20 protein-coding genes are annotated in these 14,040 nt (G+C 59.4%); 10 read left to right on the forward strand and 10 right to left on the reverse strand.

The features are described 5' to 3' along the window. The first annotated feature begins 7 nt into the window (after window positions 1-7). Genes OPU96_RS16985 through OPU96_RS16995 form a run of 3 tightly spaced genes read left to right on the forward strand, consistent with a single transcriptional unit; the run spans window position 8 to window position 1,991 of the window. Window positions 8-451, forward strand: coding sequence for a DUF2753 family protein (locus OPU96_RS16985; RefSeq protein WP_192297678.1), 444 nt, complete (start codon window positions 8-10; stop codon window positions 449-451). Window position 452: 1 nt separating this feature from the next. After that, complete coding sequence (locus OPU96_RS16990) at window positions 453-1,064, forward strand: superoxide dismutase (RefSeq protein WP_192297677.1); 612 nt, start codon at window positions 453-455, stop codon at window positions 1,062-1,064. Between the two features lie 33 nt (window positions 1,065-1,097). Next, window positions 1,098-1,991, forward strand: coding sequence for a ZIP family metal transporter (locus OPU96_RS16995; RefSeq protein ID WP_305392075.1), 894 nt, complete (start codon window positions 1,098-1,100; stop codon window positions 1,989-1,991). Window positions 1,992-2,025: 34 nt separating this feature from the next. Here OPU96_RS16995 and OPU96_RS17000 read toward each other — a convergent pair whose 3' ends face one another. The 10 genes from OPU96_RS17000 to OPU96_RS17045 form a co-directional block, all read right to left on the reverse strand. Continuing rightward, window positions 2,026-2,298: an HPr family phosphocarrier protein gene (locus OPU96_RS17000; protein WP_017738759.1), complete on the reverse strand. Its 273-nt coding sequence runs from the start codon at window positions 2,296-2,298 to the stop codon at window positions 2,026-2,028. Between the two features lie 16 nt (window positions 2,299-2,314). Then, window positions 2,315-3,172 (reverse strand): RNase adapter RapZ, encoded by an 858-nt coding sequence (gene rapZ, locus OPU96_RS17005; protein ID WP_226456470.1) that lies wholly within the window; start codon window positions 3,170-3,172, stop codon window positions 2,315-2,317. A 2-nt stretch (window positions 3,173-3,174) separates the two neighbouring features. Then, on the reverse strand, window positions 3,175-3,639 hold the full coding sequence (gene ptsN, locus OPU96_RS17010; RefSeq protein ID WP_017738757.1) for a PTS IIA-like nitrogen regulatory protein PtsN: 465 nt from the start codon (window positions 3,637-3,639) through the stop codon (window positions 3,175-3,177). Between the two features lie 12 nt (window positions 3,640-3,651). After that, a complete protein-coding gene (gene hpf / locus OPU96_RS17015; RefSeq protein ID WP_010170586.1) occupies window positions 3,652-3,957 on the reverse strand; it encodes a ribosome hibernation-promoting factor, HPF/YfiA family in 306 nt (101 codons plus the stop codon). A 75-nt stretch (window positions 3,958-4,032) separates the two neighbouring features. Continuing rightward, window positions 4,033-5,526: an RNA polymerase factor sigma-54 gene (locus OPU96_RS17020; protein WP_226456469.1), complete on the reverse strand. Its 1,494-nt coding sequence runs from the start codon at window positions 5,524-5,526 to the stop codon at window positions 4,033-4,035. Window positions 5,527-5,710: 184 nt separating this feature from the next. Next, window positions 5,711-6,436 (reverse strand): LPS export ABC transporter ATP-binding protein, encoded by a 726-nt coding sequence (lptB, locus tag OPU96_RS17025; RefSeq protein ID WP_192297672.1) that lies wholly within the window; start codon window positions 6,434-6,436, stop codon window positions 5,711-5,713. Then, entirely contained in the window at window positions 6,436-6,969 is a 534-nt protein-coding gene (gene lptA / locus OPU96_RS17030; RefSeq protein WP_192297671.1) for a lipopolysaccharide transport periplasmic protein LptA, read from the reverse strand. The genes lptB and lptA overlap by 1 nt, the downstream gene beginning before the upstream one ends. After that, complete coding sequence (gene lptC, locus OPU96_RS17035) at window positions 6,956-7,528, reverse strand: LPS export ABC transporter periplasmic protein LptC (protein WP_192297670.1); 573 nt, start codon at window positions 7,526-7,528, stop codon at window positions 6,956-6,958. The genes lptA and lptC overlap by 14 nt, the downstream gene beginning before the upstream one ends. 8 nt (window positions 7,529-7,536) lie before the next feature. Then, window positions 7,537-8,061, reverse strand: coding sequence for a KdsC family phosphatase (locus tag OPU96_RS17040; protein ID WP_178922703.1), 525 nt, complete (start codon window positions 8,059-8,061; stop codon window positions 7,537-7,539). Beyond that, window positions 8,062-9,036 (reverse strand): KpsF/GutQ family sugar-phosphate isomerase, encoded by a 975-nt coding sequence (locus tag OPU96_RS17045; protein ID WP_192297669.1) that lies wholly within the window; start codon window positions 9,034-9,036, stop codon window positions 8,062-8,064. Window positions 9,037-9,334: 298 nt separating this feature from the next. Here OPU96_RS17045 and OPU96_RS17050 point away from each other — a divergent pair, with 298 nt between their 5' ends. The 7 genes from OPU96_RS17050 to murA all read left to right on the forward strand — a co-directional run bounded on the left by OPU96_RS17050 (window position 9,335) and on the right by murA (window position 14,015). Next, on the forward strand, window positions 9,335-10,144 hold the full coding sequence (locus OPU96_RS17050; RefSeq protein WP_017738751.1) for an ATP-binding cassette domain-containing protein: 810 nt from the start codon (window positions 9,335-9,337) through the stop codon (window positions 10,142-10,144). After that, window positions 10,144-10,941 (forward strand): lipid asymmetry maintenance ABC transporter permease subunit MlaE, encoded by a 798-nt coding sequence (gene mlaE, locus OPU96_RS17055; RefSeq protein ID WP_017738750.1) that lies wholly within the window; start codon window positions 10,144-10,146, stop codon window positions 10,939-10,941. The genes OPU96_RS17050 and mlaE overlap by 1 nt, the downstream gene beginning before the upstream one ends. After that, on the forward strand, window positions 10,941-11,408 hold the full coding sequence (mlaD, locus tag OPU96_RS17060) for an outer membrane lipid asymmetry maintenance protein MlaD (RefSeq protein ID WP_017845975.1): 468 nt from the start codon (window positions 10,941-10,943) through the stop codon (window positions 11,406-11,408). The genes mlaE and mlaD overlap by 1 nt, the downstream gene beginning before the upstream one ends. Window positions 11,409-11,419: 11 nt before the next feature. Beyond that, window positions 11,420-12,070: an MlaC/ttg2D family ABC transporter substrate-binding protein gene (locus OPU96_RS17065; protein ID WP_226456468.1), complete on the forward strand. Its 651-nt coding sequence runs from the start codon at window positions 11,420-11,422 to the stop codon at window positions 12,068-12,070. Continuing rightward, entirely contained in the window at window positions 12,067-12,372 is a 306-nt protein-coding gene (locus tag OPU96_RS17070; RefSeq protein ID WP_498559390.1) for an STAS domain-containing protein, read from the forward strand. Before OPU96_RS17065 ends, OPU96_RS17070 begins: the two co-directional genes overlap by 4 nt. 114 nt (window positions 12,373-12,486) lie before the next feature. Further along, window positions 12,487-12,726 carry a BolA family protein gene (locus OPU96_RS17075; RefSeq protein ID WP_003188597.1) on the forward strand — a complete coding sequence of 80 codons (240 nt, stop codon included), beginning with the start codon at window positions 12,487-12,489 and terminating at the stop codon, window positions 12,724-12,726. 23 nt (window positions 12,727-12,749) lie between these two features. Then, window positions 12,750-14,015, forward strand: a complete 1,266-nt coding sequence (gene murA / locus OPU96_RS17080) for a UDP-N-acetylglucosamine 1-carboxyvinyltransferase (protein WP_192297666.1) — start codon at window positions 12,750-12,752, stop codon at window positions 14,013-14,015. Window positions 14,016-14,040 lie beyond the last annotated feature (25 nt).

A 14,040-nucleotide genomic window follows, 5' to 3' on the forward strand; every position in this document is an offset into this window, starting at 1 on the left:
GCTCACCATGGAGCACTGGAAACGCACGATCGAACGGGCCAATCGCTGCTTTATGCAAGGCGAGTTGGTTGACGCTCGCGAGGCCTATTTGCAAGCCCTGGCCCTGGCCCAAGTGTTGTTCGAACGCTGGGCGGATGCCGACGAAGCGGTGGCGGCTTTTGTCATTTCCCATCACAACCTGGCGGACCTGCATCTGCGTCTGAACCAGCCGGAAGAAAGCGCGGAGTACCTCTGCGCCATTCACCAGCGCTTGTTGCATGCGATGCAGGACCCGCGCCTGACCCCGCAGTTACGCGAGGCGGCGCTACGCCAGAGCAGCAAGACCTACATTGAACTGTTGAATTTCATCAGCGATCACGGTGAGTACCCGCGTACCCATCGCCTGCTGGGCAGCACCGCGGCGCAACAGGATGCGTCGACTCGCAACAGTCCTTATTACGGAGCACATTGAGATGTCCTACACCTTGCCTGCCTTGCCTTACGCCTACGACGCCCTGGAGCCACATATCGATGCGCAAACCATGGAGATTCACTACACCAAGCACCATCAGACCTACATCAATAACCTCAACGCTGCCGTCGAAGGCACCGAGTTCGCGGGCTGGCCGGTAGAGAAACTGGTGTCCAGTGTGCAGCAATTGCCGGAAACACTGCGCGCTGCGGTGATCAACCAAGGTGGCGGCCATGCCAACCACTCGTTGTTCTGGGCAGTGATGTCGCCACAAGGCGGAGGCAAGCCTGAGGGCGCGCTGGGCAAGGCTATCGACGAGCAAGTGGGCGGTTTCGAGAGCTTCAAGGAAGCCTTCACCAAAGCCGCACTGACCCGTTTCGGCAGCGGCTGGGCCTGGCTGAGCGTTACTCCACAAAAGACCCTGGTCGTCGAAAGCAGCGGTAATCAGGACAGCCCCCTGATGAATGGCAACACGCCAATCCTCGGCCTGGACGTGTGGGAGCATGCCTACTACCTGCGTTATCAGAACCGGCGTCCGGAATATATCAACGCGTTCTATAGCGTGATCAATTGGCCGGAAGTTGCCGCACGCTATCAGGCCGCCTTGGCCTGACATTCACCTCCATAACAAGATCTAAGGCCGACTATGGGCACTGAAACACTGGCGGTCAGCAGCGGGCGGATGTTTCGTTATGCGTTTGGCTCGCTGCTGCTATTGGCAGGGACTGCATTGCTGGTGGCCCATGGGCTGGACTGGCTGAACCTGGAGCCGCGAATCCTGCGCGCGCTGCAAGGCGGCGCAATCTGCGCACTGGGCACGGCACTCGGTGCGGTGCCGGTGCTGGTGATTCGGCGCATGCCGGTGGCGCTCAGTGACACCTTGCTGGGTTTTGGTGCCGGGGTCATGCTCGCGGCGACGGCATTTTCGCTGATCGTGCCGGGCATCGCCGCCGCCGAAGGCCTGGGGCTTTCGCCTTGGGGGGCCAGTGGCCTGATCAGCGTTGGCATCATGCTGGGGGCATTCGGGTTGTATCTGGTTGATCGCAAGGTCTCCGGTGCCAGCCCGGAAATGCTGGTAGGCACGCCCGATCACCCGGTGATCCCGCCGCGTATCTGGTTATTCGTGTTTGCCATCATTGCCCACAACATCCCCGAAGGCATGGCCGTGGGGGTTTCGGCGGGCGGCGCAATGCCCGATGCCGACAGCCTGGCCATGGGCATTGCCTTGCAGGATGTGCCCGAAGGCTTGGTGATTGCGTTGGTGTTGGCCGGGGCAGGGATGTCGCGGATCAAGGCGTTCTTGATCGGAGCTGCTTCAGGGTTGGTCGAGCCGGTGTTCGCGGTGCTCTGCGCCTGGTTGGTAAGCCTGGCTGAAGTGCTGTTGCCGCTTGGGCTGGCGCTCGCCGCGGGGGCCATGTTGTTGGTGGTGACTCACGAGGTCATCCCCGAGTCGCGGCGCAACGGTCACGAGATGCTCGCCAGCCTGGGGTTGTGCATCGGGTTTTGTTTGATGATGGTGATGGATACCGCATTGGGCTGAAGTCGTTGCGACTTCACGCCCGTCTTCAAGGGTGTCACTCACCCTCATCAAAGAAGTTGTTGATCAGCGCCACCAGGGCGTCCATGGCTTCCTGCTCTTGCTCGCCTTCCGTCTTCAAGTGAATCCGGGTGCCCTTGCCGGCGGCCAACATCATCATGGCCATAATGCTTTTGCCATCGACCATGGACTCTGGCGTACGCCCCGCGCGGATCTGGCAGGGGAACTGCCCGGCAACGCCGACGAACTTCGCGGAAGCCCGGGCATGCAGCCCCAACTTGTTGATGATTTCAATTTCCAGAGCAGGCATCGCGGGGGTGTTCCTTTCAGCTAAGGTCGCGGTGGCGAACCTGGACGTTCTTGAGGGTTTGTTGCAGCAGTTGGCCCAGGCGTTCGGTCAGGTAGACCGAGCGGTGGTGGCCGCCGGTGCAGCCAATGGCAATGGTGACATACGCCCGATTGCTTGCAGCGAAGCGCGGCAGCCATTTGAGCAGGTAGCTGGAAATGTCCTGGAACATCTCCTCGACATCCGGTTGCGCCGCCAGGTATTCAGCCACAGGTTGGTCCAGCCCGGACTGATCACGCAGTTCCGGTTTCCAATAAGGGTTGGGCAGGCAGCGCACATCGAACACCAGGTCGGCGTCCACCGGCATGCCGCGCTTGAAGCCAAACGACTCGACGAGGAATGCCGTACCCGGCTCGGGCTGGTTCAGCAGACGCAGCTTGATGGCATCACGCAACTGGTACAGGTTGAGCCCGGTGGTGTTGATCTTGAGGTCGGCGAGGTCAATGATCGGCCCCAGCAACTTGGTTTCGTCCTCGATGGCTTCTGCCAGGGAGCGATGGGGGCTGCTGAGGGGGTGGCGTCGACGGGTTTCAGAGAAGCGCTTTAGCAGGGTCTCTTCGTCGGCGTCCAGGTACAGCACATCGCAATGAATGTGCTTGGCGCGAACTTCCTCGAGCAGTTGCGGGAACCGCTCAAGGTGGCTGGGCAGGTTGCGGGCATCGATCGATACGGCCACCAGCGGTTGCGCCAGCTCGGTGTGGATCAACGCGCGTTCCGCGAGCTCTGGCAGCAGGCCGGCGGGCAGGTTGTCGATGCAGTAGAAGCCACTGTCCTCAAGTACGTTGAGGGCGGTGCTTTTACCCGAGCCGGAACGGCCGCTGACGATGATCAAACGCATGATTACTGCCCGTTCTGTTCATCCAGGACTACCTGATACAGCGCCTCATTGCTGCTGGCACTGCGCAGTTTGTCGCGTACTTCCTTGCGGTCGAGCATGCTGGCGATCTGCCGGAGCAGTTCCAGGTGCGCATCGGTGGCGGCTTGCGGGACCAGCAGAACAAACAGCAGGTCGACCGGGGCGCCGTCGATGGCGTCGAAATCGATGGGAGCGTCCAGGTGCAGCAGGGCGCTGACAGGTGCCTCACAACTTTTGAGGCGGCAGTGGGGAATGGCGATGCCGTTGCCAAAACCGGTGGAGCCGAGTTTTTCACGGGCAATCAGAGCCTCGTAGACATCTTGCATCTCCAGGTCAGGCACTTCGCGGCTGATCAGGTTGGCAATTTGCTCAAGGGCTTTCTTTTTACTGCCACCCGGCGCGTTCACGAGGGAACGGCCGGGGGTCAGGATGGTTTCAAGTCGAATCATGGGTGGGGAGTGTTAGCGGCCTGTGCCCTGGAGGAGGCTCTGCTGCTTTTCCTTATGCTTTTTGATTTGGCGATCCAGCTTGTCGGTCAGGTCGTCAATGGCGGCATACATATCTGAATGCTCGGCATTAGCGACTACTTCCCCGCCGGGTATACGCAAGGTGGCTTCGATTTTCTGCTTCAGCTTTTCGACAGTCATGATGACTTGCACGTTGGTGATCTTGTCGAAATGCCCCTCAATTCTTTTGAGTTTTTCGCCGATATAGGCGCGCAGCGGTTCGGTCACTTCCAGTTGGTGTCCACTGATGTTGACTTGCATACAGCTTCTCCTTCGTTGCCAGTGCATAAAGCGGTGGGCAGGAATACCCACCACTGGAACGCTATGGCCCGCCCGTCACATCAAACGCTTACGCTCGCTGGAAGGCGCGATCCCGAGGGACTCGCGGTACTTGGCGACGGTTCGACGGGCGACCTGAATGCCTTGTGCCTCCAGTAAACCAGCGATCTTACTGTCACTCAATGGCTTTTTCTGATTTTCCGCGGCAACCAGTTTTTTGATGATCGCGCGGATCGCCGTGGACGAGCATTCGCCGCCTTCGGAGGTGCTGACGTGGCTGGAGAAAAAGTATTTCAGCTCATAAATACCCCGTGGGGTATGCATGAATTTCTGCGTGGTCACCCGTGAAATCGTCGATTCGTGCATGCCGACTGCTTCGGCGATGTCATGCAGCACCAACGGTTTCATCGCTTCGTCGCCGTATTCCAGGAAGCCGCGCTGGTGCTCGACGATCTGGGTGGCGACTTTCATCAGAGTTTCGTTGCGGCTTTGCAGGCTCTTGATGAACCAGCGGGCCTCCTGCAACTGGTTGCGCATGAAGGTGTTGTCGGCGCTGGTATCGGCGCGGCGTACAAAGCCGGCGTATTGCGGGTTGACCCGCAGGCGTGGCACCGACTCCTGGTTCAACTCCACCAGCCAGCGTTCGTTGTCCTTGCGCACGATGACGTCAGGCACCACGTATTCGGCTTCGCTGGACTCGATCTGCGAGCCCGGGCGCGGATTGAGGCTCTGTACCAGCTCGATCACCTGGCGCAGGTCGTCTTCCTTGAGTTTCATGCGGCGCATCAACTGGCTGTAGTCGCGGCTACCCAGCAAGTCGATGTAGTCGGTCACCAAGCGCTGGGCTTCAACGAGCCAAGGCGTCTTGGCAGGCAGTTGGCGCAATTGCAGCAACAGGCATTCGCTGAGGGTGCGGGCGCCGATGCCGGCGGGTTCGAACTGTTGGATGCGGTGCAGGACGGCTTCGATCTCGTCCAGTTCGATGTCCAGTTCCGGGTCGAACGCTTCGAGGATCTCCTCAAGCGTCTCGTCCAGGTAGCCCTGGTTGTTGATGCAGTCGATCAGGGTCACAGCGATCAGGCGATCGGTGTCCGACATCGGCGCGAGGTTCAATTGCCACAACAGATGGCTCTGCAGGCTTTCACCGGCGGAGGTGCGGGTGGTGAAGTCCCACTCATCATCATCGTTGCTGGGCAGGCTGCTGGCGCTGGTCTGGTAGACGTCTTCCCAGGCGGTATCCACGGGAAGTTCGTTAGGAATGCGTTCGTTCCATTCACCTTCTTCCAGGTTATCCACCGTTGGGGCGGTTTCCTGATAGGAAGGTTCCTGCACGTCGGAATTGGGTTTTTGCTCGATGTTGTCGGCCAGCGGGTCTGCGTTATCGAAGTCGTCGCCTTCTTCCTGGCGTTCGAGCATCGGGTTGGACTCCAGGGCCTCCTGGATTTCCTGTTGCAGGTCCAGGGTCGACAATTGGAGCAGGCGGATGGCCTGTTGCAGCTGCGGTGTCATCGTCAGCTGCTGGCCCATTCTCAGGACTAGCGATGGTTTCATGGCAGGGGCTTAACACCTTATTCGCCGGCGCAATGCGCCATCCACGACAGGGCGCGTGAGCGCCAAACATAAGCAAATTATATGCCTGATGTCGGGGGCTTTGCCTAGAGCACGGTAACAATAAAAATCCGGAGGTTTTCATTGACTCCCGCGCATCTTGGCAGCGGCCGTGACACCACGGTGTTTACAGGCGGAACTCGTGACCCAGGTAGACTTCCTTCACCAATTCGTTGGCCAGGATCGTGGCGGCGTCGCCTTCGGCAATCAGCTGGCCATCGTTGACGATATATGCGGTTTCGCAGATGTCGAGGGTTTCACGCACGTTGTGGTCGGTGATCAATACACCGATGCCCTTGGCTTTCAGGTGGTGGATGATTTGTTTGATGTCGCCGACCGAGATCGGGTCGACGCCGGCAAACGGTTCGTCCAGCAGGATGAATTTCGGCGCAGTGGCCAGGGCGCGGGCGATTTCCACGCGACGACGCTCGCCGCCGGACAGGCTCATGCCGAGGTTGTCGCGAATGTGGTTGATGTGGAATTCCTGCAGCAGGCTTTCCAGCTCCTTGCGACGGCCATCACGGTCGAGTTCCTTGCGGGTCTCGAGGATCGCCATGATGTTGTCGGCCACCGACAGTTTGCGGAAGATCGACGCTTCTTGCGGAAGATAGCCGATACCGGCCCGTGCACGACCGTGCATTGGCTGGTGGCTGACATCCAGGTCGTCGATCAGGACGCGACCCTGATCCGCCTGGACCAGGCCGACGATCATGTAGAAGCAGGTGGTCTTGCCGGCGCCGTTGGGGCCGAGCAGGCCGACGATCTGGCCGCTGTCGATCGACAGGCTGACGTCGCGCACGACCTGGCGGCTTTTATAGGCCTTGGCCAGATGCTGGGCTTTCAGGGTTGCCATTACTCGGCCTTCTTCTTCGGCTGGATAACCATGTCGATTCGCGGACGTGGCGCAGTCACCTTGGCACCATTGGCGCGGCCGGCGTTGGCGATCTGTTTCACGGTGTCATAGGTGATTTTCTCACCTTCCGTGGAGTTGCCGTCCGGGCTGAGGACCTTGGCCTGGTCGATCAGGACAATACGGTTCTGCTGGGCGTGATACTGGATGGTCTTGCCGTAGCCCTTCATCGGGCCGCTGTCGGTCGGCGACTGCTTCTGCTCGAAGTAAGCCAGGTTGCCCACCGAAGTCACCACGTCAATGTCGCCATTGGCGGTACGCGTCAAGGTCACCGTGTTGCCGGTGATCTTCATCGAGCCCTGGGTGATGATCACGCCGCCGGTGTAGGTGGCGACGCCTTGCTTGTCGTCCAGTTGCGCATCGTCAGCCGAAATGTGGATCGGTTGCTGGCTATCGTTCGGCAGAGCCCAGGCGCTCACGCTTCCCAGTGCTGCGCCCAGACTGAGCAAAATAGGGAGAGTTTTAACGAGCCTCATACTGTCCTCTTACGTTCGATAGCAGGTGTATCCTGCTTTCTTTCAAATACGCTTTCATTCCCTTGCCAGTCGATACCCCGCCAGCGCCGTCGATTCTAACGTCTTGCTCGGTCTGCGCATATTGCTTCTGCGGGAATACGGTCATACGACTGCTGGTAATCACGGTGTCACGGTTTTTATCGTCGGTACGCGCGACGCGCACCGAGTCGATCAGTTCCACTTCGGTGCCGTCCGGGTTGACCTCGCCACGCTTGCTGGTGACATGCCACGGAAACTCGGTGCCACGGTAGATGTTCATGTCCGGGTTGGTCAGCAGGGTGACTTCAGTGGCCTTCAAGTGCTCGACCTTGTCCGACGTCATCTCATACTGCACCTTGCCGTCGGGCAGGAACTGGATGCTGTAGGCATTGGTGGCGTAATAGTCGATAGCCCCTTCGTCAACCTGCGCAACAGGCTGGTCGAGAAAGCGCTCCGGGCTGATATTCCAGTAGCCCACCGCCAGGAAGAGCGCGGCGATGACCCCGAATAACAGGAAGTTGCGAATCTTTTTGCTCAGCATAAAACGCTCTATAGGTAGGCGGCGTGGGCCGCTTCAAGGCTGCCTTGGGCGCGCAGGATCAGCTCGCAGAACTCGCGGGCGGCACCTTCGCCGCCGCGGGCGGTGGTGATGCCATGGGCGTGTTCGCGAACAAAGGCTGCCGCATTGGCGACGGCCATGCCCAGGCCGACTCGACGGATCACCGGCAAGTCAGGCAGGTCATCGCCCAAATAGGCGACCTGCTCATAGCTTAGGTTGAGTTGGCCAAGAAGCTCGTCCAAGACCACCAGTTTATCCTCGCGGCCCTGATACAGGTGAGGAATCCCCAGGTTTTGTGCGCGGCGTTCCACAACCGGGGTTTTTCTGCCGCTGATGATCGCCGTTTGCACGCCCGCTGCCATCAGCATCTTGATGCCTTGGCCGTCGAGGGTGTTGAAGGTCTTGAATTCGCTGCCGTCTTCGAGGAAATAGAGGCGGCCATCGGTCAGCACGCCGTCTACGTCGAAAATCGCCAGTTTGATGTTCTTGCCGCGTTGCAACAGGTCGCCTGTCATTTACATCACTCCCGCACGCAGCAAGTCGTGCATGTTCAGGGCGCCAATCGGGTGGTCTTGATGATCGACCACCACCAGCGCGCCGATCTTGTGGTCTTCCATGATTTTCAAGGCTTCAGCTGCCAGCATCTCGGGGCGAGCGGTCTTGCCGTGGGGCGTCATCACAGCATCTATGGTCGCGGTATGGATGTCGATGGTGCGGTCCAGGGTGCGACGCAAGTCGCCGTCGGTGAATACCCCGGCCAGTTTGCCGTCGGCTTCCAGGATCACCGTCATGCCCAGGCCCTTGCGGGTCATTTCCATCAGCGCGTCCTTCAGCAGCGTGCCGCGCTGGACGTGGGGCAATTCATCGCCCGAGTGCATGACGTTTTCCACTTTCAACAGCAGGCGACGGCCCAGGGCGCCCCCTGGGTGGGAGAACGCGAAGTCTTCGGCGGTAAACCCGCGCGCTTCCAGCAACGCCACGGCCAGCGCATCACCCATGACCAGGGCGGCGGTCGTGGAGGAGGTCGGTGCCAGGTTCAGCGGGCAGGCCTCATGGGCCACATGCACGTTGAGGTTCACTTCGGCGGCCTTGGCCAACGTCGATTCGGGGTTGCCGGTGATGCTGATCATCTTGATGCCCAGACGCTTGATCAGCGGCAGCAGCGTCACGATTTCGTTGGTGGTGCCGGAGTTGGACAGTGCCAGGATGATGTCATCCTTGGTGATCATGCCCATGTCGCCGTGGCTGGCTTCGGCCGGGTGCACAAAAAATGCGGTGGTCCCAGTGCTGGCCAGAGTGGCGGCAATCTTGTTGCCGACGTGGCCGGATTTGCCCATGCCGACGACAACAACGCGGCCCTTGCTGGCCAGAATCATCTCGCATGCGCGTACGAAATCTGCGTCGATATGCGCCAACAAGCCTTCTACGGCTTCAAGCTCGAGGCGGATGGTGCGTTGTGCGGATTGAATAAGGTCGCTGGATTGGCTCATGTCTGAAATCGTATAGCCTGACGAAAAGTCGGCGATTATAGCGGTAATGAGCAATTCCCTCACGCAAGTTCGTCAGGGTTTGTTCGTGATGCGCGTGAGATTCATCTTAAGCAACGGTTTTTCCCTGTCTTCAGTCTGAACAAGCACAGTTCCGGCCTTGGGCGCGTTGTACCAGCAGTGATATAGTTCGCCGCCAGTTCGGTCCGCCCAGCCCATGTGGCTAACTATTGCACGAGCGTTGCAAACGTTTGGCGCAAACATGGTGTCTGAGTGAAAGGCTGCATCCCAAGGAGTTTAGATGAGTGCCGATAACGCCTACGCGGTCGAGCTGAAGGGTCTTACCTTCAAGCGCGGGACGCGCAGCATCTTCAATAACGTCGATATTCGCATTCCACGCGGCAAGGTCACGGGCATCATGGGGCCTTCCGGTTGCGGCAAGACCACCCTGTTGCGCCTGATGGGCATGCAATTGCGCCCGACTGCCGGCGAAGTGTGGGTCAACGGCCAGAACCTGCCGACGTTGTCGCGCAGCGACCTGTTCGACGCGCGCAAGCACATGGGCGTGTTGTTCCAGAGCGGCGCACTGTTTACCGATCTTGACGTTTTCGAGAACGTCGCCTTCCCGCTGCGGGTCCATACCCAACTGTCCGACGAGATGATTCGCGACATCGTGTTGCTGAAACTGCAGGCCGTAGGGCTGCGCGGTGCCATCGACCTGATGCCCGACGAGCTGTCGGGTGGCATGAAACGTCGTGTCGCCCTGGCGCGGGCTATCGCCCTCGATCCGCAGATCCTCATGTACGACGAACCTTTTGTCGGCCAGGACCCTATCGCCATGGGCGTGCTGGTGCGGTTGATCCGCCTGCTCAACGACGCGCTGGGCATTACCAGCATCGTGGTTTCCCATGACCTTGCAGAAACCGCGAGCATCGCCGATTACCTCTATGTCGTCGGCGATGGCCAAGTGTTGGGGCAGGGTACGCCTGAAGAGTTGATGAACGCCGACAACCCGCGCATTCGCCAATTCATGACCGGCGATCCCGACGGCCCGGTGCCATTTCATTTTCCGGCAGCGGACTACCGCTCTGATCTTCTGGGGAAGCGTTGATGCGCAAGACTTCACTTATCGAGAAGGTTCGCCTTTTCGGTCGCTCGGGCATCGACATCATCGAAGTGCTCGGCCGTTCGACGATTTTCCTGTTCCATGCCCTGTTGGGGCGCGGCGGCATTGGCGGCGGTTTTGGTCTGTTGATCAAGCAGTTGCATGCGGTGGGCGTGATGTCGCTGGTGATCATCGTGGTCTCCGGCGTGTTCATCGGAATGGTACTGGCGCTGCAAGGCTTCAATATTCTCTCCAGCTACGGTTCGGAGCAGGCCGTAGGGCAGATGGTTGCCCTGACACTGTTGCGTGAACTGGGGCCGGTGGTCACTGCGTTGTTGTTCGCCGGGCGCGCAGGTTCTGCGCTGACTGCCGAGATTGGCAACATGAAGTCCACCGAGCAGTTGTCCAGCCTGGAAATGATCGGCGTGGACCCGCTCAAGTACATTGTTGCCCCGCGTCTGTGGGCCGGCTTCATTTCCCTGCCACTGCTGGCGATGATCTTCAGCGTGGTGGGTATCTGGGGCGGTTCGTGGGTGGCGGTGGACTGGCTGGGGGTCTACGACGGCTCCTACTGGGCCAACATGCAAAACAGCGTGACCTTCAGCGGTGACGTGCTCAACGGCATCATAAAGAGCATCGTCTTCGCCTTTGTAGTGACCTGGATCGCCGTATTCCAAGGCTACGACTGTGAGCCCACTTCAGAAGGGATCAGTCGTGCCACCACCAAGACCGTTGTGTACGCCTCGCTGGCGGTACTGGGCCTTGACTTCATTTTGACCGCCTTGATGTTTGGAGATTTCTGATGCAAAACCGCACTGTGGAAATCGGTGTCGGCCTTTTCTTGCTGGCTGGCATCCTGGCTTTACTGTTGCTGGCGCTGCGAGTCAGCGGCCTGTCGGCCAGCCCCACCGCCGATACTTATAAACTTTACGCGTACTTCGACAATATCGCCGGTTTGACTGTCAGAGCTAAAGTGACCATGGCCGGTGTAACCATCGGCAAGGTCACGGCAATCGATCTGGATCGCGACAGCTTCACCGGTCGAGTGACGATGCAGTTGGACAAGAAGGTAGATAATCTGCCGACCGACTCCACTGCATCTATCCTCACTGCGGGTCTGCTGGGCGAGAAGTACATCGGTATCAGCGTGGGTGGGGAAACAGCCCTGCTCAAGGATGGCTCGACCATCCACGACACGCAGTCGTCGCTGGTACTTGAGGACCTGATCGGTAAATTCCTGCTCAATACGGTCAATAAAGACGCCAAATGAGGAATCTGTTCATGATCTCTACCTTGCGACGTGGCCTGCTGGTGCTGCTTGCAGCGTTGCCGTTGATGGCCAACGCGGCAGGTTCTGCCCACGAACTGGTGCAAGACACGACCAACAAGATGTTGGCCGACCTGAAGGCGAACAAAGAGCAGTACAAGCAAGACCCGACCAGGTTCTATGACGCGCTGAACACCATTGTCGGCCCGGTGGTCGATGCCGAAGGCATTTCCCGCAGCATCATGACGGTCAAGTATTCGCGCAAGGCTACCCCGGCGCAGATGCAGACGTTTCAGGAGAACTTCAAGAAAGGCCTGTTCCAGTTCTATGGCAACGCGTTGCTGGAGTACAACAACCAGGGCATTACCGTCGATCCCGCCAAGGATGAGTCCGGTGACCGCACCAGCGTTGGCATGACCGTCAAGGGTTCCAACGGTGCCGTCTACCCGGTGCAGTACACCCTGGAGAAGATCAACGGCGAGTGGAAACTGCGCAATGTGATCATCAACGGCATCAACATCGGCAAGCTGTTCCGTGATCAGTTCGCCGATGCCATGCAGCGCAATGGCAACGACCTGGACAAAACCATCAATGGTTGGGCCGGTGAAGTCGCCAAGGCCAAGGAAGAAACCGACAAGCAAGCTGCCGGGAAGCCTGCGCAATGACCGAATCGGCCGTTCGTCTCGGCGATGCCGGCGAGTTGTTCATCAGCGGCGTACTGGACTATCGCTCCGGGCCGGGCCTGCGCAAGCAGGGCCAGGCACTGATCAACAGCAGCAGCGCGTCTGCGTTGGTGGTGGATTGCTCGCAGGTGACCAAGTCCAGCAGCGTGGGTTTGTCCTTGCTGCTGTGCTTCATGCGCGATGCCGAGGCAGCCAACAAAACGGTCAGCATCCGCGCCATGCCTGAAGACATGCGCGAAATTGCCGAGGTTTCGGGTTTGACCGAGCTGTTGGCACATCCTTAATACACACTATTAGAGAAGCCCCCCGTCAGAGTCCTGCTATGCGGGGTTCGCAGGCGCGGGGCTTTTTTGTATGATGTGCGACCCGTGCGCACTGGGCGCCGATAGAGGTTGAGCATGCAGGCCCTAGAAGTTAAGAGCTTTCTTGAAGGAAAGCTGCCGGAAACGACCGTAGAAGTTGAAGGCGAAGGCTGCAACTTCCAGCTGAACGTGATTAGCGATGAACTGGCGGCACTGAGCCCGGTCAAGCGTCAGCAGCAGATCTATGCCCATTTGAACCCGTGGATCACCGATGGCAGCATCCATGCGGTCACTATGAAATTTTTCAGCCGCGCGGCCTGGGCCGAGCGCACCTGAGCCCCCAAGGCGTCGAGATTCTTATGGATAAATTGATTATTACCGGCGGTGCCCGCCTTGATGGCGAGATTCGCATCTCCGGTGCAAAAAACTCCGCCTTGCCGATCCTGGCAGCGACCCTGCTGTGTGATGGCCCGGTCACCGTGGCCAACCTGCCGCACTTGCACGACATCACCACCATGATCGAGCTGTTCGGTCGCATGGGTATCGAGCCTGTGATCGACGAAAAGCTGTCGGTCGAAATTGACCCGCGCACCATCAAGACCCTGATCGCCCCGTACGAATTGGTGAAAACCATGCGTGCATCGATCCTGGTGCTGGGCCCGATGGTTGCCCGTTTCGGCGAGGCCGAAGTGGCCCTGCCTGGCGGTTGCGCCATCGGCTCGCGTCCGGTGGACCTGCACATCCGTGGCCTTGAAGCCATGGGCGCAACCATCGACGTCGAAGGTGGCTACATCAAGGCCAAGGCGCCGGAAGGCGGTCTGCGTGGCGCCAGCTTCTTCTTTGATACCGTCAGCGTGACCGGTACCGAGAACATCATGATGGCCGCTGCCCTGGCCAACGGCCGCAGCGTCCTGCAGAACGCTGCGCGCGAGCCGGAAGTGGTCGACCTGGCCAACTTCCTGAACGCCATGGGCGCCAAGGTTTCCGGTGCTGGCACCGACACCATCACCATTGACGGTGTGGCGCGCCTGCACACGGCGACCTACAAGGTCATGCCCGACCGTATCGAAACCGGCACCTACCTGGTTGCCGCTGCCGTCACTGGCGGCCGCGTCAAGGTCAAGGACACCGATCCGACCATCCTGGAAGCGGTCCTCGAAAAACTGCGCGAAGCGGGTGCGGACATCACCACCGGCGAAGACTGGATCGAGCTGAACATGCACGGCAAGCGGCCTAAAGCCGTCAACGTGCGTACCGCTCCGTACCCGGCGTTCCCGACCGACATGCAGGCTCAGTTCATTTCCCTGAACGCGATTGCCGAAGGTACCGGTGCCGTGATCGAGACCATCTTCGAAAACCGCTTCATGCACGTGTACGAACTGCACCGCATGGGCGCGAAGATCCAGGTTGAAGGCAACACCGCCATCGTCACCGGTATCGACAAGCTCAAGGGCGCGCCAGTGATGGCCACCGACCTGCGTGCGTCGGCTAGCCTGGTGATTTCGGCACTGTGCGCCGACGGCGACACCCTGATCGACCGCATCTACCACATCGACCGTGGCTACGAGTGCATCGAAGAAAAACTGCAGATGCTCGGCGCGAAAATCCGCCGCGTACCGGGCTAGTCCCAAACGCTAGTGTAGTGAGTGG

The organism is Pseudomonas sp. RP-B7 (assembly GCF_059803535.1).

Coding starts and splice junctions, on each gene's coding strand:
- OPU96_RS16985 (WP_192297678.1), top strand. CDS start 8: ATGGAGCACTGGAAACGCACGATCGAACGGGCCAATCGCTGCTTTATG.
- OPU96_RS16990 (WP_192297677.1), top strand. CDS start 453: ATGTCCTACACCTTGCCTGCCTTGCCTTACGCCTACGACGCCCTGGAG.
- OPU96_RS16995 (WP_305392075.1), top strand. CDS start 1,098: ATGGGCACTGAAACACTGGCGGTCAGCAGCGGGCGGATGTTTCGTTAT.
- OPU96_RS17000 (WP_017738759.1), bottom strand. CDS start 2,298: ATGCCTGCTCTGGAAATTGAAATCATCAACAAGTTGGGGCTGCATGCC.
- rapZ (WP_226456470.1), bottom strand. CDS start 3,172: ATGCGTTTGATCATCGTCAGCGGCCGTTCCGGCTCGGGTAAAAGCACC.
- ptsN (WP_017738757.1), bottom strand. CDS start 3,639: ATGATTCGACTTGAAACCATCCTGACCCCCGGCCGTTCCCTCGTGAAC.
- hpf (WP_010170586.1), bottom strand. CDS start 3,957: ATGCAAGTCAACATCAGTGGACACCAACTGGAAGTGACCGAACCGCTG.
- OPU96_RS17020 (WP_226456469.1), bottom strand. CDS start 5,526: ATGAAACCATCGCTAGTCCTGAGAATGGGCCAGCAGCTGACGATGACA.
- lptB (WP_192297672.1), bottom strand. CDS start 6,436: ATGGCAACCCTGAAAGCCCAGCATCTGGCCAAGGCCTATAAAAGCCGC.
- lptA (WP_192297671.1), bottom strand. CDS start 6,969: ATGAGGCTCGTTAAAACTCTCCCTATTTTGCTCAGTCTGGGCGCAGCA.
- lptC (WP_192297670.1), bottom strand. CDS start 7,528: ATGCTGAGCAAAAAGATTCGCAACTTCCTGTTATTCGGGGTCATCGCC.
- OPU96_RS17040 (WP_178922703.1), bottom strand. CDS start 8,061: ATGACAGGCGACCTGTTGCAACGCGGCAAGAACATCAAACTGGCGATT.
- OPU96_RS17045 (WP_192297669.1), bottom strand. CDS start 9,036: ATGAGCCAATCCAGCGACCTTATTCAATCCGCACAACGCACCATCCGC.
- OPU96_RS17050 (WP_017738751.1), top strand. CDS start 9,335: ATGAGTGCCGATAACGCCTACGCGGTCGAGCTGAAGGGTCTTACCTTC.
- mlaE (WP_017738750.1), top strand. CDS start 10,144: ATGCGCAAGACTTCACTTATCGAGAAGGTTCGCCTTTTCGGTCGCTCG.
- mlaD (WP_017845975.1), top strand. CDS start 10,941: ATGCAAAACCGCACTGTGGAAATCGGTGTCGGCCTTTTCTTGCTGGCT.
- OPU96_RS17065 (WP_226456468.1), top strand. CDS start 11,420: ATGATCTCTACCTTGCGACGTGGCCTGCTGGTGCTGCTTGCAGCGTTG.
- OPU96_RS17070 (WP_498559390.1), top strand. CDS start 12,067: ATGACCGAATCGGCCGTTCGTCTCGGCGATGCCGGCGAGTTGTTCATC.
- OPU96_RS17075 (WP_003188597.1), top strand. CDS start 12,487: ATGCAGGCCCTAGAAGTTAAGAGCTTTCTTGAAGGAAAGCTGCCGGAA.
- murA (WP_192297666.1), top strand. CDS start 12,750: ATGGATAAATTGATTATTACCGGCGGTGCCCGCCTTGATGGCGAGATT.